The organism is Brevundimonas sp. (genome assembly GCF_036400995.1).
In the GTDB taxonomy this organism is placed as follows: domain Bacteria; phylum Pseudomonadota; class Alphaproteobacteria; order Caulobacterales; family Caulobacteraceae; genus Brevundimonas.
In genome coordinates this window covers 1-16,949 of the sequence record NZ_DASWWG010000072.1, presented here as the reverse complement: position 1 = coordinate 16,949, position 16,949 = coordinate 1, and the positions used below count along the sequence as shown (strand labels likewise).

The window sequence follows — 16,949 nt, the reverse complement described above, 5'->3', positions numbered from 1 at the left end:
CCCGGGGGGCGGCTTCCCCACATCATCCCGCATGACGTCGGTCACCGCCGAGCGACATGAGGCCCGGACCCGCACCCCGCGCGGGGTTGCGCTGCTGCTGCGCCTGCTGTCCGCCAACTGGACCTACGGTCGCCTGACCGTCCTCCTGCCCAATGGCCAGACACACCGACTGGAGGGCCAGGAGCCCGGCCCGTCAGCCGTGCTGGATATCCGCGACTACCGCTTCGCCCGCCGGGTGCTGGCCAGCGGGGACATCGGCTTCGCCGAAGGCTACATGGCCGGCGAGTGGGAGACGCCGCATCTGGCGCCGCTGCTCGAGGTTCTGGCGCAGAACTACGACAACATCCGCCGCCTGTTCGACGGCAATCCGGTGATGCTGGCCGTCAACTGGCTGGCCCACCGGATGAACCGCAACAGCCGCTCGGGCTCGAAGAAGAACATCCACGCCCACTACGATCTGGGGAATGACTTCTACAGCCGCTGGCTGGATCCCTCGATGACCTATTCGTCGGCGCGTTTCGCCACGCCCGACATGCCGCTGGAGGCGGCCCAGCGCGAGAAGTACGCGTCACTGGCCCGCCTGATGGACCTGGAACCGGGTCACAGCGTGCTCGAGATCGGCTGCGGCTGGGGCGGCTTCGCCGAGTTCGCGGCGAAGGAGGTCGGGGCGAAGGTCACCGGCATCACGATCTCGCAGCAACAGTACGACTTCGCGAAACAGCGCCTGTTCAATGCGGGCTTGTCGGAAAAGGCCGACATCCAGCTGGTCGACTACCGCGACGTCCGCGGCCAGTTCGACCGGGTCGCCTCCATCGAGATGTTCGAAGCCGTCGGTCAGGAATACTGGCCCGCCTACTTCGACAAGATCCACGAGGTGCTCGCCCCCGGCGGGCGCGCGGGCCTGCAGATCATCACCATCCAGGACGCCCTGTTCGCCGAGTACAACCGGCGCACCGACTTCATCCAGAAATACGTCTTCCCGGGCGGCATGCTGCCGTCCGAGGACAGGCTGAGGCCGGTCATCGATCGCGCCGGTCTGGCGTGGGACGCCATCGAACGGTTCGGCGTCGACTATGCGGACACCCTGAAGCTCTGGGATGAGCGGTTCCAGTCGGCCTGGCCCGAGATCAGCCGGATGGCGGGCTTCGACGAGCGCTTCCGTCGCCTGTGGCGCTTCTACCTGGCCTATTGCGAGGCCGGCTTCCGCTCGCGCCGGACCGATGTGGTGCAGCTGGCGCTGGCGAAGACCTGAGCCCCGGCGCATACCGACGCCATGACCTCCGCCCTGATCTCCGCCGCCGATCTCGCCGACCGTCTGGGCGAGCCCGATCTCCGCATCGTGGACGCCAGCTGGCATCTGGACGGGCACGACGCCCGCGCCGACTTCGCCGACCAGCGTATTCCCGGCGCGGTCTTCCTCGATCTGGACGCGGTGTCGGATGGCGACAGCCCCCTGCCCCACACCCTGCCGTCGCCCGCCGCCTTCGCCGCGTCGGCGGGGGTGCTGGGCCTGTCGGATCGCGACCGGATCGTCGTCTACGACACCGCGGGCCTGTTTTCGGCGGCGCGGGTCTGGTGGATGCTGAGGATCATGGGCGCGCGCGACGTGCGCGTGCTGGACGGCGGCCTGCCCGCCTGGTCGGCGCTCGGTCTTCCGATGGAGACCGGGATTCCCGACCGCCCGGCCTTCGAGGTCTTCAACCCCCGCTTCGACGGCGCCGCCGTCGCGGACCTGACGCAGGTCAGCGACGCGCTCGAGGCGGGCGATCAGGTGGTCGACGCCCGCGGCGCCGCCCGTTTCCGGGGCGAGGCCGCGGAGCCCCGGCCCGGCGTCCGTCCCGGCCATATGCCGGGCGCGGTGAACCTGCCCTACGGCTCGCTGCTGAACCCCGACGGCACGATGAAGCGCGGCGAGGCGCTGGCGGCGGCCTTCACTGACGCCGGGGTGGACCCGGATCGCCCGGTGATCACCACCTGCGGGTCCGGCGTCACCGCCGCCATCCTGACGCTCGGCCTGCATGAGCTGGGCCGTCCGTCACGCCTCTATGACGGCAGCTGGGCCGAATGGGGCGCGCCGCAGGGCGGCCCCGTGGTGACCGGAGCCTAGGCCCCCAGCGTCGTCGGCTCGCGGGTCCCGTCCGGGATCGCGTCGTCGCTTTCGCCGCGGGCCACGACCGTGGTCAGCACCAGATCGCCGGTGACGTTCAGCGTGGTGCGGCACATGTCCAGGAAGCGATCCACGCCCAGGATCAGGCCGATGCCCTCGACCGGCACATGGACCATGGCCAGGATCATGGCGACGACCGGCAGCGAACCGGCCGGCACGCCGGCGGTGCCGACCCCGCCCAGGATACAGACCAGCATGACCACGATCTGCTGGGTCAGGCTCAGCTCGACGCCGAAGAACTGGGCCAGGAACAGCACTGTCACGCCCTCGAACAGGGCGGTGCCGTTCTGGTTGGCGGTGGCGCCGACGGTCAGGACAAAGCGGGCGATCTTGCGCGGCAGGCCCAGTTGCTCGTCGGCGGCCTTCAGCGACACCGGCAGGGAGGCGTTGGACGAGGCGGTCGAGAAGGCCACCACCATCGGCTCGCGGATGCCGCGGAAGAATTTGAACGGGTTCATCCCGCCGCCGATCCAGACGACCAGCGGATAGACCACGAACATGTGGATCGCCATCGCGCCCACGGCGACGCCGACATAGGCGGCCAGGCGGGCCAGCAGGTCCCAGCCGAACACGGCGGCCAGCTTGAACATCAGGCAGGCGATCGCGATGGGGGCCAGTTTGATGAAGAGGTTGATCAGCTTCATCGTGACTTCCAGCAGGCCCTCGATGGTGCGCTGCAGGCCGTCGGTCTGGGGCGACTTGGCCATGACCAGGCCGATCCCGAAGAACAGGGCGAAGATCATCACCGGCAGGATCTGGTTCTCGGCCGCCGCGGTCACGACGTTCGAGGGAATCAGGTCCAGGAAGAACTGGTCGAACTGGACGCCGCCCTGGGCCTTCTCGACGATCTCGCTGGTCCCCTGCGCGCCCTGGGCCAGCAGTTGCTGGGCCAGATCGGGCGGCACCCCGTCGCCGGGGCGGAAGTAGTTGACCATGCCCAGGCCGATCACGACCGCGATGCCCGACACGATGATGGTCAGCAGCAGGGTCTTGATGCCCGCGCGCCCCAGCGATTTCAGGTCGCCCATCTCGGCCACTCCGACCACGAGGGCCGAGAACAGCAGGGGGATGACCATCATGAAGAGCAGCTTCAGGAAGATCTGGCCGACCGTTCCGGCGACCACGATGGGCCACCACTCCGCCGCCGGATGAATCGTGAAGTTGGCCCACAGGCCGCCGCCCAGACCGACGATGAAGCCGATCAGCATCAGCCAGTGGAGCGCGATCCCGCCCTTTTTGGTCGTTGTCATGCAGAGGTCCCCCGGCTTGCGAGCCGCGTGGTTATCGGATCGGCAGGCCGTAGATCAAGCCGGCAGGCCGTTGGCTCCATTGTGCATTGAGCCCGCGCGCGAGGTCGAGAGGCGAATCCGCCCCGACATTGCGGGCGAAGATCTCGCCGTAGTTTCCCTCGGCCTCAATGGCGTCCTTCATCCAGTCCTTCGACAGGCCCAGCATGGGGCCCAGGTCGCCCTCGGCGCCCAGCAGGCGGCGCACGGACGGATCGCGCGATTCCTCGGCCATGGTCCCGACGTTCTGGCGGGTCACGCCCAGCTCCTCGGCCAGGATCAGGCCGTTCAGGGTCCAGCGGACGATCGACGTCCACGCCTCGTCGCCGCGCTTCACCGCCGGTCCCAGCGGCTCCTTGGAGATCACGTCCGGCAGAATGGCGTGCTGTTCGGGATTGGTCAGCAGGGTCCGGGCGGCGGCCAGGGCCGAGATGTCGGCGCTGAAGGCGTCGCAGTCCTCGCGGGCATAGGCCTCGCGGGCGGCCTCCTCATTGGCCTTCACGACCGGGGTGTAGGCGATGCCGCGCGCGCGGAACCAGTCGGCCACGTTCGGCTCGCTGGTCGAGGCCTGCTGCACGCAGACGCGGGCGCCGTTCAGCTCGGCGGCGCTGGACAGGTTCAGCGACCGGCGCACCAGGAAGCCCTGCCCGTCGTAATAGTTGATCCCGGCGAACCGGATGCCCTCCTGCGCCTCGCGCGACAGGGTCCAGGACGTCTCGCGCCACAGCACGTCGACCCGTCCGCTGCGCAGGGCGTCGAACCGCTGGCTGGTCGTCAGGGGCACGAAGCGCACCGCGTCCGCGTCGCCCAGCACCGCGGCGGCCAGCGCCCGGCAGAAGTCCGCGTCGAACCCGCGCCACTGGCCGCGATTGTCCGTGTAGGCGAAGCCGACCAGCCCCTCGTGCACGCCGCAGTTCAGCCGGCCGCGCCGCTTGATCGTCTGCAGGGTCGGGCTGTTGAAGGCGGGGGCTTCGGTCGGGGTCTGGGCGGCGGTGTCGTCGGCGGTCTCGTCCTCGCGGCCGCCGCGGCCGCAGGCGGCCACCGCCAGCGTCACGATCAGGGCCAGCGCCGCCGTCCGCACCTTTACTCCGCCTGTCCGCATCCCGCGCCTCGTCAGTGTGTCCGCCAGACTTGCGCCCCGCCCCTTTTAGAGGCCTTTGAGGCCTGAACCGCAACCCCGCGAGCCGCCATGACCGACCGTTCCGACCGCACGCGCCTGATCGCCGGGGCCACCCGCCGGACCCCAGGTCGTCGCCCGGTCTCCCCGCCGGTCGAGCGGGCCTCGACCCTGCTGAACGATTCGCCGGCCGCCATGCGCGACGGCTCCATCGGCCCGACCTACGGCATCGAGGACCTGTCGGCGGGACGCGAACTGCGCACGGCGCTGGCCGAGCTGGAGGGCGCGTCGGACGTCTGGCTGGTCCCGTCCGGCCTCGCCGCCGTCACCGTGCCCCTGACCGCCCTGCTGCAGCCCGGCGATCAGGTCGTCACGACCGACGCCCTGTACGGCCCCACCCGTCGCTTCCTGCATCGTCACCTGCGCCCGCGCGGGATCGATACGGTCTTCCACCCCGCCGAGGCCGGGACCGACGCCATCCTGTCCGCCCTCACCGACCGCACGAAGGTGCTGCTGATCGAGTCGCCCGGCTCCCTGACCTTCGACATGCAGGACGTCCCCGCCCTCGCCGCCGCCTGTCGCGCGCGCGGCGTGCTGACGATCATGGACAACACCTGGGGCGCGGGCCTGGCCTTCAAGCCGCTGGCGCACGGCGTCGACGTCAGCGTCCAGGCCCTGACCAAATACGCGGGTGGGCACTCCGACCTGCTGATGGGCTCCATCGCCGTCGCCGACGACACTGTCGGCAAGCCGATCTTCGAGACGATTGAGGACTACGGCTGGCGCGTCACCTCCGACGACGCCTGGCTGGCGCTACGGGGCCTGCGCACCCTGCCCCTGCGCTATGCCGAACAGGCCCGCTCGGCCCGCATCGTCGCCGACTGGCTCAAGGCCCGACCCGAGGTCGCCGACGTGATCTGGCCCGCCCTGCCCGGCAGTCCCGCCCACGCCCTGTGGAGCCGCGACTACACCGGCGCCGCCTCCCTCTTCGGCGTCGTCATGAAGGACGGCGACACCGCCGCCGCCCACGCCCTGATGTCGGCCCTCAGCCTGTTCGGCCTCGGCTACTCCTGGGGCGGGTTCGAAAGCCTGATCACCCACGAGACGGCGCAGCTGTCGATGCGCGCCTCACCGCCGAAACTGGCGGGAGAGTTGCTGCGCCTGCATGTGGGGCTGGAAGACCCGGCCGACCTGATCGCCGATCTGGAGGTCGGTCTGGCGGCGTGGCGCGCCTCGACGGACTGACCCGCTTGCCCGACCCCCGCGCCTGCGGCCAGATGCGATTCAACCGGAGCCCCTCATGATCACCCTCGCCCTCGCCGCCGCCCTCGCGCTGCCGCCCCAGGATTCCGGCCAGTGGCGGCTGATCGGCATGGGCGGGAACATTATCTTCGGCGCCGACGCCGGCTCCGTCCGGCGCGACGGCGACACCGCTTCCATCACCGGGGTCCTCGTCTATTCCGAGGGGCCGCAGGGCGCCGCGTGGGCGATGACCCACAACAGTTTCGACTGCACCGCCCGCACCGCCCACGTGGGATCATTTAAACTGCACGCCGCCGACGGCAGCCTCATCCGCGCTTATAATCTCGACAGCACGGCGGATCTGGGCGGCCCCAACAGTGTGATGGAACGGCAGTTCGTCGCCGCCTGTGAGGACCAGTGGGACTTCGGGACGGTCGAGGACACCGACCTGCCGGGCTTCATCGGCTGGAGCCAGGACCTGATCGACGAAGGCATCCTCGACGCACTGGCCCGCCGTAGCGCCGGTGAGCCCTGACCGCTACCCGGGCTCGCCGCAGACGATATTGGGCTCTGTCTCGCTGTAGTCCTCGCGCAGCCGGCAATCCATCCGCGCAGGCACGAACAGCGACAGGATCACCTGTCCATGATGCTCGGCCACCGTCGCCATCCGCATACCGCGGTCATTGGTCAGGCCGATCAGATCGCGGTCAAACTGGCTCTGCCTGACCGGGACCCGTCCCTCCGGCCCGAGCGTCCATGCGAACACGGACGCGCCCATCTGGCGGAAGGAGTCCTGCCGCAGATATCGCGCCAGTCGCCCGCGCAGCCGGCCGCGGTCCCCTGGACGGACCGCCACCGAGCAGCGATCATGATAGGCGCGGGTCGACTCCGCGCCGCCCGGCGATCCGATGAAGCCCTGCGGCCGCAGCACCAGTTGCACCTCGACGTCATCGACGGTCTTCACCCAGGCGAAGGTGGTCCAGTTCTGTCGCCGGATCACGGCGATCTCATCCACCCGGTCCTGCGCCGGACGATAGCCCCGTTCCTTCGCCAGCTCCTCCGCAGCGACCAGATCGCCGTCCCACTCCAGACAGAGCGCCGTAAACTCGGTGAAGGGATCCAGCGGCTCCTGCGCGCGCACGGGCGCGGCGGCCGTCAGGGCGACCGCAAAGACAAGCGCGGAAATCGACTTCGCCATTCCTCCCTCCAGGAGTTGGCGAACGGTTGCACGGCATCCGGGAAGTGGCAATCTCGCGGCTCCCGCCAAAGTCGATCCCGACGCTCGGGAACGGATGCGCCTTCGGAGAGATAATGCGTGTATTTCCCGCCCTGTGCCTGACCCTTCTGGCCCTGTCCGCGACCGGATGCGCCCGGCCGCAGCCGGTGGCCGGGGCCGAGGCCGCCTGCGCCGTCGCCATCGACAGGGTCACCACGCTCCGGGGCCTTCCGGCCGGCCACGTCGCGCGCTGCGAACCTCTGGGCGAGGCGAACGGATACTACCCCCTCGCCCTCTACGCCCATTGCCGGGAGGACCTCTGCGGCAGCACGAACATGGGCTGGTTCGCCGTCCGCAAGACGACCGGCGAGGTGTTCGAATGGGATGTCACGGAACAGAAGCCGGGGCCGCGCCTCACGCGGTAGCGCCGAAACCCTGGCGCGCCCTGCAGGATTCGAACCTGCGACCGTCCGCTTAGAAGGCGGGTGCTCTATCCAGCTGAGCTAAGGGCGCTGAAGGGATGGCAAGGCCGTACCCGCAAGACCGGAACGGCTCAAGGGCGAGGAGGCTACCCGCCTCAAGTAGCCGATAGGCGATAGGCCAAAAGGAATGGCCTCAAGTCGCGCGAAGCGCGGTAGGCCAAAAGGAATGGCCTCAAGCAGCCGATAGGCGGTAGGCCAAACAAAAAAGCGCTGATCGCCTCCGGCGATCAGTGCGTCCAGGGTTGCTTGCGGTAGGTGGCGAAATTGTCGGCGTAGGCCTTGATGATCACCGGCGCCTCCTGCGGCTCCTGCAGGCGGAAGGCGATGCCGTGGCGCTCGGCGTAGGCGACGGCCTCTTCCTTGGTGTCGAAGGTCAGGCGGACCTGGCCGTTCATGTCCGACGAGGAGGTCCAGCCCATCAGCGGGTCGATGGTGCGGGCCGAGGCCGGCTCGAACTCCAGCCGCCAGTCTCTCGACTTGGCCTTGCCGGACTGCATGGCGGTCTTGGCGGGGCGGTAGATGCGGGCGATGGCCATCGGAATCCTCATTCGTCCGGCCGAAACCGGTCTCCGCGTCCTAGAAGTCTTCGGCATCGGGATCAAGGCGAGCGGGCTTGCCGACGCCGCCTGCGCGGAAAATCCTTCAAATCTCCACACGCCCGCGCGACCGGACCGGCGCATAAGGGGGCGTCACCGATCCGGAGCGCCCCATGGCCGCCAGCCCGCCCATCCCCGCCCGCCGCAGCCCTGTGTGGCGTCCGTTCCTGTGGGGCGCGATCCCCGTGATCCTGCTGATTCCCGCCGTGGCCATGCAGTTCACCGCCGGGGTCGACTGGACCGCGACCGACTTCCTGTTCGCCGCCGTCCTGCTGGGCGGGGCCGCCGCCCTGTTCGAACTGGCCGCGTGGAAGATCCGCGACCGGATCGGCCGGCTGGTCCTCGCCGCCCTGCTGCTGGGCGCGGTCCTGCTGATCTGGGCCGACGGCGCGGTGGGGGTGTTCTAGGGCTCGATCCGAAGAGAGCCGGTACTCTGGTCGGGGCGAGAGGATTCGAACCTCCGACCCTCTGCTCCCAAAACAGATGCGCTACCAGGCTGCGCCACACCCCGATCCAGAGCGGCGCGTCTTGCCACGCGCCGCCCGTCGCCGCAATCGGGAATGCGATGTCGCCGCTATTCGGCGAAGAAGGGGTGGGTGACCTTGTCGCCGGGCCGGGCGCCGATCTCGTCGGCGCGGCCGCCGCGCAGCTCCAGGACCCCCATGGCCGGGCCGTTGGACGGCAGCAGGGCGTCGCTGTTCGGGGCGGCGTTCTTCACGATCGAGACGATCCGGCCGCGCGGGTCCAGATAGATGATGTCCAGCGGGCTGGGCGTGTTGTGCATCCAGAAGCTGCGCTCGGCCACATTGGTGAACTCGAACAGCATGCCCCGGTCGTCGGCCAGCGGCGGCCGCTCCATCAGGCCGCGCTCGCGCTCGGCGTCGTCGTCGGCGATCTCGACCATGAATTTGTGTTCGCCGGTCGAGGTGGTGATGGTCAGCGGCTCCATCGGCTCGCCGTTCTCGCCCTTGGGCGTGCCCAGGGCGCAGCCGGCCAGCAGCAGGGCGCCGGTGACGGCCGCCAGTATTCCACGACGATGAATCATACGCATCCGCCCTTGCAAAAGGGCGGAGACCTTAGCCGCCCATCCTGATTTCAGCGACCACCAGCCCCTTGGGGCCATCGGCGAACCGCACCGAGACCGGCTCTCCGGGCAGGAGATCATCCAGCCCGCAGCGCCGAAGCGTCTCGACGTGGACGAAGATATCGCCGGCCTGCCCGTCGCGCACCACGAATCCGTAGCCCTTGGTGCGGTTGAACCATTTGACGATCGCCGGCTCCAGCGGACCGCCCGAGGTGATCGGCTCGGCCTCGCCGCGGGCGCGCAGGGCGTCGATGCCGCTGCGGCGCGGCGGCTGGGCGGCCAGGGACGGATCGCCCTCGCCCAGATCGACGATCCCGGTCACCTGCCAGCCCTTGGGACGGCGCACGCAGTCGCAGGAAATCGGCGCGCCTTCCGCGGCGGTCTCATGCCCGCTCTCGCGCAGGCTCGAGATGTGCAGCAGCACGTCCTTGAGATCGGTCAGGTTCGGATCGTCAGGTACGATGAAGCCATATCCCTTGCCGGGATCAAACCACTTCACCCTTCCGGCGATCCGCACAGCGATCACCGTCTCCCCGCCCTGGTAGTCCGACACAACTTTCCCCCTGTCCGTTCTCCGTACGGACACGGCACATTTAACACGGTTCTCTGAACACCTGAAAAGCGAAAAACACCCATTTTTCGAGGTTGGGTGGTTCTGATCGTTCACCCGAACGCCAGTGAACGGCGCGATCACGGTCCGGAACGTGCCCGCGAACACGGGTCCGCGCGTCCCGAACGGGTCGTTTTCCGGCGATGTGGGGAAGGCCCCGCGTGGCAGTCCCTAGGGGAATCGAACCCCTCTTTTCAGGTTGAAAACCTGACGTCCTAACCGATAGACGAAGGGACCGCTGCGCGGGGAGGTGGCGATATAGCCGAGCCCATCCCGCAGGCCAAGCCCCCACAGACCGCAAATTCGCATCCGCCCGCACGGCGCGCCGGGGCCGTCCGGGCGTCGGTCCGCGCACGCGAAACGGCGCGAACAAACGTCCGCGCGCCCTGCATTTTCCGATGTGTGGGAAAGCCCCGCGTGGCAGTCCCTAGGGGAATCGAACCCCTCTTTTCAGGTTGAAAACCTGACGTCCTAACCGATAGACGAAGGGACCGCTGCGCGGGGAAGCGGCGATATAGCCGCCGACTCGGACGGCTGCAACGCCTTTTTCGAAGAAAATCCGGATCGCCGTTACGGCTGCGTTCCGGTCAGGCCATGCGCGGATCGGCGATGTCCTCGATCTCGAATTGCACGCCGCGACGGCCGTTCCAGTCGTCCGCCTTCAGGCGACCCGCGACGCTCAGACCGCCACCCCCCGACAGCAGGGCCTGACCGGTCGGCAGGTCGGCGCAGCGCCAGGCGATGGCCTTCACCGAGGCGCCGTCCGGACCGACCAGACGACAGCGCACATGGCCGCCGTTCATGGCCACCGGCTCGCGCACCTGCACATGCTCCATGGCGAACAGGGGCTCGGGGTTCGCCGGGCCGAAGGGGGCCAGGGCCTCGAACTGCTCGAACAGGGCCCGCGTCGCCGCGCGCGGCTCGATCAGGGCGTCCAGCTCCACCGCGTCCAGCGCCTCGGCCACGGCCTGCTCCCCGGCCAGACGGGCGTTCAGGAAATCGCGCAGCTCGCCGATCCGGTCGGCCTTGACCGTCAGGCCCGCCGCCATGGCGTGGCCGCCGCCGGCGACCAGCACGCCCGTCTCCCACGCCGCCTGCACGGCCTTGCCCAGGTTCATGCCCGGCTGTGACCGGCCCGAGCCCTTGCCGATGCCGTTCACGGCATCCACGCCGATGACGATCACCGGCTTGCGCCAGCGTTCGCGCAGGCGACCCGCCACGATGCCGACCACGCCGGGGTGCCAGTCCTCGCCCTCGATCACCACCACGGCCGAGCCGTCCTCATGGGCGCCGGTGGCCTCGACCCGGCGGATGGCCTGATCGGTGACCTGTTTCTCCACCTCGCGCCGGGCGATGTTCAGGGCGTCCAGCTCCTGCGCGAGGCTGCGGGCCTCGGCGGGATCGTCGGTGGACAGCAGGCGGGCGCCGAGGTCGGACTTGCCGATCCGCCCGCCCGCATTGATGCGCGGCCCCAGGATGAAGCCCGCATGATTGACCTTGGCCGGCCCCTCCTCCGCCCCCGCGGCGGCGAGCAGCGCCTTAAGCCCCGGATTGCTCCAGCTGGACATGACGCCAAGCCCGAGGCTGGTCAGGGCCCGGTTGAAGCCGGTCAGGCCGGTGACGTCGCAGATGGCGCCCATGGCGGCCAGATCCAGCCACTGGCGGATGTCGGGCTGGTCCCGCCCCTCGAACAGTCCCCTGCCCCGCGCCTCGCGGTTCAGCGCGGCCAGCAGGACGAAGACCACCCCGGCGGCGGCCAGATTGCCTTGCCCCGAGTTGCAGCCCGGCCGGTTCGGATTGACGACCGCCAGACACTGCGGCGGCTCCTCGCGCATCATGTGGTGGTCGATGACCACGACCTTCAGCCCGATGGCGGCGGCGTGGGCCACCGCCTCATTGGCCGCCGCGCCGCAGTCCACGGTGACCACCAGATCGGCGCCCGAGGCCTTCAGCGTGTCGAACGCCTTCGCGCTGGGGCCGTAGCCCTCGGTGATCCGGTCGGGGACATAGATCGGCAGCTCCGCCCCCATGACGCGGAACCAGCGCACCAGCAGGGCCGCGCTGGAGGCGCCGTCCACGTCATAGTCGGCGAAGACATGGATCGATGATCCGGCCTGAAGGGCGTCGATGATCGCCGCCGCCGCAGCGTCCATGTCGGTGAAGCTGGAGGGGTCCGGGAACAGGGCCTTCAGCGTCGGGGCCAGGAAGTCCTGCCCCTGATCGGCGCGTACGCCCCGGGCCGCCAGCGCGCGCGCCAGCGGCTCGTCCAGCCCGAGGGCCTGCATATGGGCGCGGGTGACGCCGGGCTCGGCCGGCCTTTGCCGCCAGACCCGGCCCGAGAGCGAGCGGGAGACGCCCAGAAAGGCGGATGCGCTCCCGCCGTCCGCCATCAGGCGACCGGACGCGTCGTGCGGATGCGCTGCACGGTGCGGGTCGAGGAATCCATCACCAGCGTGTGGGTGGTGACGAAGCCGTCGCGGAACGAGACGCCGTCCAGCATCGCGCCCTTGGTCACGCCGGTGGCGGCGAAGATGGCGTCCTTCGAGACCAGCTCGTGCAGGTCGTACTTGCGATCGAAGTCGGTCACGCCGGTGCGGCGGGCGCGCTCGCGCTCGTCGTCGTTACGGAACACCAGACGGCCCTGGAAGAAGCCGCCGACGCACTTCAGCGCCGAGGCGGCCAGGACGCCTTCCGGCGCGCCGCCCTGACCGAGGTACAGGTCGATGCCGGTTTCCGGCTCCGCGGTGTGGATCACGCCGGCGACGTCGCCGTCGGTGATCAGAACCACCTTGGCGCCGACCTCGCGCAGGGCCGCGATCAGCTCGGCGTGGCGCGGACGGTCCATCACGCAGACGGTGATCTCGGTCGGCGAGACGCCCTTGGCCTTGGCGAGGTTGCGGACGTTGTCCTGCGGGGTGAAGTCCAGGTCGACGGTGCCGGCCGGATAGCCCGGGCCGACCGCGATCTTGTCCATATAGGTGTCCGGCGCGTGCAGCATGCCGCCGCCCGGCGACATCGACAGCACGCACAGGGCGTTGGCCATGGCCTTGGCCGTCAGCGTCGTGCCTTCCAGCGGGTCCAGGGCGATGTCGATGGCCGGGCCCTTCCCGGTGCCCACCTTCTCGCCGATGTACAGCATCGGGGCCTCGTCGCGCTCGCCCTCGCCGATGACGATCTTGCCGTCGATATCCAGGGCGTTCAGCGCCGTGCGCATGGCGTCGACGGCCAGCTGGTCGGCCTTCTTCTCGTCGCCGCGGCCGATCTGGGCGTAGCTGGCGATGGCGGCCAGCTCGGTGACGCGGGCGGCGTCAGCCGCGAGGGTCGAGGCGTAGGGGGCCGTGTCGGCCATGGGGCGGTCTCCGTGAGCGATGATCCCCGGATTCTGTCGCCCGGGCGATCCTTGGTAAGGGGATTAGCGTCGGTTGATCGGCGGCGGGGCGCGGCCCCGTTCGCGGGCGGCGCGCATCCGCGCCTCGATCTCGGCCTGGGTTTGCGCGCTGGCCGGGGCCACCGGGGTGGCGGCCACCCGCTCCTGCACCTGCCGGGCGAAGGCCGCGGCGTCGCCGCTGGTCTGCCAGTCGATTCGCGCCGCCTCCCCCGCCAGGGCGCCGCCGCTGACCCTCAGCGTGTTCACCTGCACCGCGATGGCGGTCGGGTCCGGCGCGGCCGCGGCGCGCGGGAAGTCCTCCCAGCGCGGGTATTCGCGGTTGGCGTCCACGAGGGCCTGCACCTGCGGTGCGACCGGCGAGGTGGTGTCCGTGCGCGGCGAGAAGGCCGTCCCGCAGGCGGACAACAGGCCCGCGCCCGTCAGGACGACGCACAGCGCAGCATTTTTCCGGATCAGCGCGTTCATTTCACCGGTGGTCATATGCCATGATCATGACAGGCGGAAGGGCGGCGCGAGTCCTTCCCCCCGATAATGACGCGCAGCAGGAACCGCAGCATGGCCCGACGTCCGACCGTCCCGCCGACCGAGACGCCCAAAGCGCCCCGGCGCGCCGGCCGTCCGACCTCCGCCAAACCGCCGCGCCCGCGCGCCGCGAAGGCCGCGGCGACGCCTGATCCCGAGCCCGTCGCGGAGGCCCGCCCCGATCCTCAGCCAGATCCTCAACCCGAGCCCGAAACCGGCCCGGACGCCGCCGCCTTCGGCGCCGAACAGCGCGAGATGCTGGAGACCCTGTCGCTGAACCTGGCCAAGGCGGCCATGACCGCCCAGACCGCCATCGCCGAGGCCGCGCTCAGCCAGGCCGACCGGCCCGCCGCCCTGTCGCCCGATCCGTTCAACGTCGGCCCGGCCATGACCTCGGTCATGTCCAGCCTGGCCGCGCGTCCCGACCGCCTGTTCAGCGCCCAGGCCGACCTGTTCAACCGATACATGGACCTGTGGGCCGCCACCGCCCGCCGCGCCGCCGGCGAGGACGTCCCCGCCGCCCCGATCGGTGACAAGCGCTTCAAGGACCCGGCCTGGTCCGAGAACCCGATGTTCGACATCATGCGCCAGTCCTATCTGGTCACCGCCGACTGGATGAACGGCCTCGTGGCCTCGGTCGATGACGTCGATCCGCGCACCAAGCGCCGCGCCGAGTTCTTCACCAGGCTGCTGACCGACGCCTTCTCGCCGTCGAACTTTCTCGCCTCCAACCCGGTCGCCCTGAAGGCCCTGGCCGAGACCAACGGCGAGTCGCTGGTGAAGGGGATGCAGAATTTCGCCGCCGACATGGAGCGTGGCCGCGGCAAGCTGAAGATCCGCCAGGCCGACGACGGCGGCTTCGAGGTCGGGGTCAATGTCGCCACCGCCCCCGGTCAGGTGGTCTGGCGCGACGACCTGTTCGAACTGCTCCAGTACGACGCCGCGACGGAGACCCAGCACGCCATCCCGCTGCTGATCTTCCCGCCGTGGATCAACAAATTCTACATTCTGGACCTGCAGCCGGCGAACTCGATGATCCGCTGGCTGTCGGCCCAGGGCTTCACCGTCTTCGTCTGCTCCTGGGTCAATCCGGACACCGACAAGGCCGGCTACGGCTTCGACGACTATCTGGAGAAGGGCGTCTATCGCGCCGTGGAGAAGGTGCTGGAACAGACCGGCTCCGATCACGTCAACACGGTCGGCTACTGCATCGGCGGCACCCTGATGGGCGCGGCCCTCGCCCATATGGCGGCCAGAGGCGACGACCGGATCTCGGCCACCACCTTCTTCGCGGCCCAGCACGACTTCGCCGAGGCGGGCGACCTGCTGCTGTTCACCGACGAGCACTGGCTGGCCGAGATCGAGCAGCAGATGGACGCCGCCGGCGGCGTCCTGCCCGGCGCGGCCATGGCCGACACCTTCAACGCCCTGCGCGCCAACGACCTGATCTGGTCGTTCTTCGTCTCGAACTATCTGATGGGCAAGGCTCCGCCCGCCTTCGACCTGCTGTTCTGGAACGCCGACCAGACCCGCATGCCCAAGGCCCTGCACATGGACTATCTGCGCTCCATGTACGGCCGCAACGCCCTGACCGGCGGCGACTTCACCATCGGCGGGGTCACCGTCGACCTGTCGAAGGTGACCATCCCGCTCTACTTCCAGGCCAGCCGCGAGGACCACATCGCGCCGATGAATTCGGTCTATCGTTCGGCCCGGGCCTTCTCGGGCGCCGACGTGACCCTGACCCTCGCCGGGTCCGGCCATATCGCCGGGGTGGTCAACGCCCCGGTCGCCAACAAGTACCAGCACTGGACCAACCCCGCCCTGCCCGCCACCCTCGCCGAGTGGCAGGCGGACGCCGAGGAGCATCCGGGCAGCTGGTGGAACCACTGGGCCGCCTGGCTCCGTGACAAGTCCGGCCCGCGGGTCCCCGCCCGCGATCCGAAGACCGGCCCACTCGCTCCGCTGGAGCCCGCGCCGGGCAGCTATGTGAAAGTGAAGTCTTGAAGCGTTTCGAACCCAACCTGCTGCTGGCGATCTCGACCGCCTTCGCGCTCGCCCTCGTCCTGATGACGGCCAGCCTGTTCGGCGTGCCGGGCACGGCCCTGCGCAACATCCTGCTGGCGGTGATCTGCGCGGGCGGGTTCGTGCTGCTGAACCCGATGATGCAGCGGATGATGAAGATCGCCCCGCGCCCGCCCATGATCCATCCGGACAGCCCGGGCACGGCGGTCTGGGCCGGCATCTTCCCCATGGCCGTCATCGCCGGCGCCGCCGTGCCGGTGTTCTGGCCGGGCCACGACTACGGCCTGCTGGTGCTGATCGCCTCGATCTGGTTCGGGGTGACGGTCGAGTCGGCGATCAAGGCGATGCGCCGACCCGACTGACGGGCGTCAGGCCAGTTCGGCGTCCTCGGCCAGACCCAGCATCAGGTTCAGGTTCTGCACCGCCGCGCCGGACGCGCCCTTGCCGAGGTTGTCCAGCAGGGCGACCAGCCGCACCTGCTCGCCGCCGCGATCACCGAACACATGCAGCTTCAGCCGGTTGGTGCCGTTCAGGCCTTCCGGATCGATCCCGGTCATCGCCTCGGTCTCCTCCAGCGACGCCACCTCGACGAACCGCTGGCCGGCATAGGCCTCGACCAGCGCCCCGTGCACCACCTCGACCGACGGCGAGCGCGGCAGGACCGACAGGTGCAGCGGAACCTCGACCAGCATCCCCTGCCGATACGACCCCACCGCCGGGGCGAACAGCACCTTGCGCTCCAGCCCGGTGTGCAGGGTCATCTCCGGCACATGCTTGTGCTTCAGCGTCAGGCCGTAGGCGCGATAGGCCTCGGCCTCGCCGGACTCGAACTCGGCGATCATCGCCTTGCCGCCGCCGGAATAACCGCTGACCGCATTGACCGTCACCGGCAGGCCCGCCGGGATGATCCCCGCCGACACCAGCGGCCGGACCAGGCCGATGAAGCCGGTCGGATAGCAGCCGGGGTTCGACACCCGCGTCGAGTTCGCGATCTTCTCGCGCTGGCCCGGCGCCATCTCGGCGAAGCCATAGGTCCAGTCCGGATCGACCCGATACGCGGTCGAGGCGTCGATCACCCGCACCTTGGGGTTCTCGATCATCGCCACGGCTTCCCTCGCGGCGTCATCCGGCAGGCACAGGATCACCGCGTCGGCGCCGTTCAGCGCCTCGCGCCGCGCCCCCACCTCGCGCCGACGCTCGCCCAGCAGGATCAG

The 16,949-nt window shown here is 69.6% G+C and carries 18 protein-coding genes and 4 tRNA genes; 8 read left to right on the top strand and 14 right to left on the bottom strand.

Features of this window, described 5'->3' with window-relative positions:
- Positions 1 to 31: 31 nt before the first annotated feature.
- Both VGE03_RS10795 and sseA read left to right on the top strand, forming a co-directional pair.
- Entirely contained in the window at positions 32 to 1,252 is a 1,221-nt protein-coding gene (locus VGE03_RS10795) for a cyclopropane-fatty-acyl-phospholipid synthase family protein (RefSeq protein ID WP_331046478.1), read from the top strand.
- A 21-nt stretch (positions 1,253 to 1,273) separates the two neighbouring features.
- Positions 1,274 to 2,107: a 3-mercaptopyruvate sulfurtransferase gene (gene sseA, locus VGE03_RS10790; protein ID WP_331046477.1), complete on the top strand. Its 834-nt coding sequence runs from the start codon at positions 1,274 to 1,276 to the stop codon at positions 2,105 to 2,107.
- Here the strand turns inward: sseA and VGE03_RS10785 are convergent.
- Positions 2,104 to 3,417: a dicarboxylate/amino acid:cation symporter gene (locus tag VGE03_RS10785; RefSeq protein WP_331046476.1), complete on the bottom strand. Its 1,314-nt coding sequence runs from the start codon at positions 3,415 to 3,417 to the stop codon at positions 2,104 to 2,106. The two genes, sseA and VGE03_RS10785, sit on opposite strands and share 4 nt — an antisense overlap.
- A 31-nt stretch (positions 3,418 to 3,448) precedes the next feature.
- Positions 3,449 to 4,555: an amino acid ABC transporter substrate-binding protein gene (locus VGE03_RS10780; protein WP_331046475.1), complete on the bottom strand. Its 1,107-nt coding sequence runs from the start codon at positions 4,553 to 4,555 to the stop codon at positions 3,449 to 3,451.
- A gap of 87 nt (positions 4,556 to 4,642) precedes the next feature.
- Here VGE03_RS10780 and metC point away from each other — a divergent pair, with 87 nt between their 5' ends.
- Complete coding sequence (gene metC / locus VGE03_RS10775; protein ID WP_331046474.1) at positions 4,643 to 5,815, top strand: cystathionine beta-lyase; 1,173 nt, start codon at positions 4,643 to 4,645, stop codon at positions 5,813 to 5,815.
- Positions 5,816 to 5,870: 55 nt separating this feature from the next.
- Positions 5,871 to 6,347, top strand: coding sequence for a surface-adhesin E family protein (locus VGE03_RS10770; protein ID WP_331046473.1), 477 nt, complete (start codon positions 5,871 to 5,873; stop codon positions 6,345 to 6,347).
- Between the two features lie 3 nt (positions 6,348 to 6,350).
- Here the strand turns inward: VGE03_RS10770 and VGE03_RS10765 are convergent, their stop codons facing one another.
- Entirely contained in the window at positions 6,351 to 7,010 is a 660-nt protein-coding gene (locus VGE03_RS10765) for a hypothetical protein (protein ID WP_331046472.1), read from the bottom strand.
- A 113-nt stretch (positions 7,011 to 7,123) separates the two neighbouring features.
- On the opposite strand from VGE03_RS10765, the gene VGE03_RS10760 reads away from it, so the two are divergent.
- Positions 7,124 to 7,453, top strand: a complete 330-nt coding sequence (locus tag VGE03_RS10760; protein WP_331046471.1) for a hypothetical protein — start codon at positions 7,124 to 7,126, stop codon at positions 7,451 to 7,453.
- An 11-nt stretch (positions 7,454 to 7,464) separates the two neighbouring features.
- Here the strand turns inward: VGE03_RS10760 and VGE03_RS10755 are convergent.
- Both VGE03_RS10755 and VGE03_RS10750 read right to left on the bottom strand, forming a co-directional pair.
- A tRNA-Arg gene (locus tag VGE03_RS10755) sits at positions 7,465 to 7,541 on the bottom strand.
- A gap of 196 nt (positions 7,542 to 7,737) precedes the next feature.
- A complete protein-coding gene (locus tag VGE03_RS10750; RefSeq protein ID WP_331046470.1) occupies positions 7,738 to 8,046 on the bottom strand; it encodes an ETC complex I subunit in 309 nt (102 codons plus the stop codon).
- Between the two features lie 173 nt (positions 8,047 to 8,219).
- Between VGE03_RS10750 and VGE03_RS10745 the strand changes: the two genes are divergently transcribed.
- A complete protein-coding gene (locus tag VGE03_RS10745; RefSeq protein ID WP_331046469.1) occupies positions 8,220 to 8,513 on the top strand; it encodes a hypothetical protein in 294 nt (97 codons plus the stop codon).
- Between the two features lie 27 nt (positions 8,514 to 8,540).
- Here VGE03_RS10745 and VGE03_RS10740 read toward each other — a convergent pair.
- The 8 genes from VGE03_RS10740 to VGE03_RS10705 form a co-directional block, all read right to left on the bottom strand.
- A tRNA-Pro gene (locus VGE03_RS10740) sits at positions 8,541 to 8,617 on the bottom strand.
- Positions 8,618 to 8,680: 63 nt separating this feature from the next.
- On the bottom strand, positions 8,681 to 9,157 hold the full coding sequence (locus VGE03_RS10735) for a DUF192 domain-containing protein (RefSeq protein ID WP_331046468.1): 477 nt from the start codon (positions 9,155 to 9,157) through the stop codon (positions 8,681 to 8,683).
- Positions 9,158 to 9,182: 25 nt separating this feature from the next.
- Positions 9,183 to 9,743 carry a cold-shock protein gene (locus VGE03_RS10730; protein ID WP_331046467.1) on the bottom strand — a complete coding sequence of 187 codons (561 nt, stop codon included), beginning with the start codon at positions 9,741 to 9,743 and terminating at the stop codon, positions 9,183 to 9,185.
- 219 nt (positions 9,744 to 9,962) lie between these two features.
- Positions 9,963 to 10,037 (bottom strand) — tRNA-Glu (locus VGE03_RS10725).
- Between the two features lie 181 nt (positions 10,038 to 10,218).
- Positions 10,219 to 10,293, bottom strand: a tRNA-Glu gene (locus tag VGE03_RS10720).
- A 94-nt stretch (positions 10,294 to 10,387) separates the two neighbouring features.
- On the bottom strand, positions 10,388 to 12,190 hold the full coding sequence (gene recJ, locus VGE03_RS10715) for a single-stranded-DNA-specific exonuclease RecJ (protein ID WP_331046466.1): 1,803 nt from the start codon (positions 12,188 to 12,190) through the stop codon (positions 10,388 to 10,390).
- Entirely contained in the window at positions 12,190 to 13,149 is a 960-nt protein-coding gene (glpX, locus tag VGE03_RS10710) for a class II fructose-bisphosphatase (protein WP_331046465.1), read from the bottom strand. Before glpX ends, recJ begins: the two co-directional genes overlap by 1 nt.
- A 63-nt stretch (positions 13,150 to 13,212) precedes the next feature.
- A complete protein-coding gene (locus VGE03_RS10705; protein ID WP_331046464.1) occupies positions 13,213 to 13,668 on the bottom strand; it encodes a hypothetical protein in 456 nt (151 codons plus the stop codon).
- Positions 13,669 to 13,743: 75 nt separating this feature from the next.
- Between VGE03_RS10705 and phaC the strand changes: the two genes are divergently transcribed.
- Both phaC and VGE03_RS10695 read left to right on the top strand, forming a co-directional pair.
- Positions 13,744 to 15,717 (top strand): class I poly(R)-hydroxyalkanoic acid synthase, encoded by a 1,974-nt coding sequence (gene phaC / locus VGE03_RS10700; RefSeq protein WP_331046463.1) that lies wholly within the window; start codon positions 13,744 to 13,746, stop codon positions 15,715 to 15,717.
- Complete coding sequence (locus tag VGE03_RS10695) at positions 15,714 to 16,097, top strand: hypothetical protein (RefSeq protein ID WP_331046462.1); 384 nt, start codon at positions 15,714 to 15,716, stop codon at positions 16,095 to 16,097. The genes phaC and VGE03_RS10695 overlap by 4 nt, the downstream gene beginning before the upstream one ends.
- A gap of 6 nt (positions 16,098 to 16,103) precedes the next feature.
- Here VGE03_RS10695 and argC read toward each other — a convergent pair.
- A partial coding sequence (gene argC, locus VGE03_RS10690) for an N-acetyl-gamma-glutamyl-phosphate reductase (protein WP_331046461.1) occupies positions 16,104 to 16,949 on the bottom strand: 846 nt, incomplete at its 5' end.

Coding starts and splice junctions, on each gene's coding strand:
- VGE03_RS10735 (WP_331046468.1), bottom strand. CDS start 9,157: ATGCGTATGATTCATCGTCGTGGAATACTGGCGGCCGTCACCGGCGCC.
- VGE03_RS10780 (WP_331046475.1), bottom strand. CDS start 4,555: ATGCGGACAGGCGGAGTAAAGGTGCGGACGGCGGCGCTGGCCCTGATC.
- VGE03_RS10785 (WP_331046476.1), bottom strand. CDS start 3,417: ATGACAACGACCAAAAAGGGCGGGATCGCGCTCCACTGGCTGATGCTG.
- VGE03_RS10705 (WP_331046464.1), bottom strand. CDS start 13,668: ATGACCACCGGTGAAATGAACGCGCTGATCCGGAAAAATGCTGCGCTG.
- phaC (WP_331046463.1), top strand. CDS start 13,744: ATGGCCCGACGTCCGACCGTCCCGCCGACCGAGACGCCCAAAGCGCCC.
- recJ (WP_331046466.1), bottom strand. CDS start 12,190: ATGGCGGACGGCGGGAGCGCATCCGCCTTTCTGGGCGTCTCCCGCTCG.
- VGE03_RS10745 (WP_331046469.1), top strand. CDS start 8,220: ATGGCCGCCAGCCCGCCCATCCCCGCCCGCCGCAGCCCTGTGTGGCGT.
- VGE03_RS10795 (WP_331046478.1), top strand. CDS start 32: ATGACGTCGGTCACCGCCGAGCGACATGAGGCCCGGACCCGCACCCCG.
- metC (WP_331046474.1), top strand. CDS start 4,643: ATGACCGACCGTTCCGACCGCACGCGCCTGATCGCCGGGGCCACCCGC.
- VGE03_RS10760 (WP_331046471.1), top strand. CDS start 7,124: ATGCGTGTATTTCCCGCCCTGTGCCTGACCCTTCTGGCCCTGTCCGCG.
- glpX (WP_331046465.1), bottom strand. CDS start 13,149: ATGGCCGACACGGCCCCCTACGCCTCGACCCTCGCGGCTGACGCCGCC.
- VGE03_RS10750 (WP_331046470.1), bottom strand. CDS start 8,046: ATGGCCATCGCCCGCATCTACCGCCCCGCCAAGACCGCCATGCAGTCC.
- VGE03_RS10765 (WP_331046472.1), bottom strand. CDS start 7,010: ATGGCGAAGTCGATTTCCGCGCTTGTCTTTGCGGTCGCCCTGACGGCC.
- sseA (WP_331046477.1), top strand. CDS start 1,274: ATGACCTCCGCCCTGATCTCCGCCGCCGATCTCGCCGACCGTCTGGGC.
- VGE03_RS10770 (WP_331046473.1), top strand. CDS start 5,871: ATGATCACCCTCGCCCTCGCCGCCGCCCTCGCGCTGCCGCCCCAGGAT.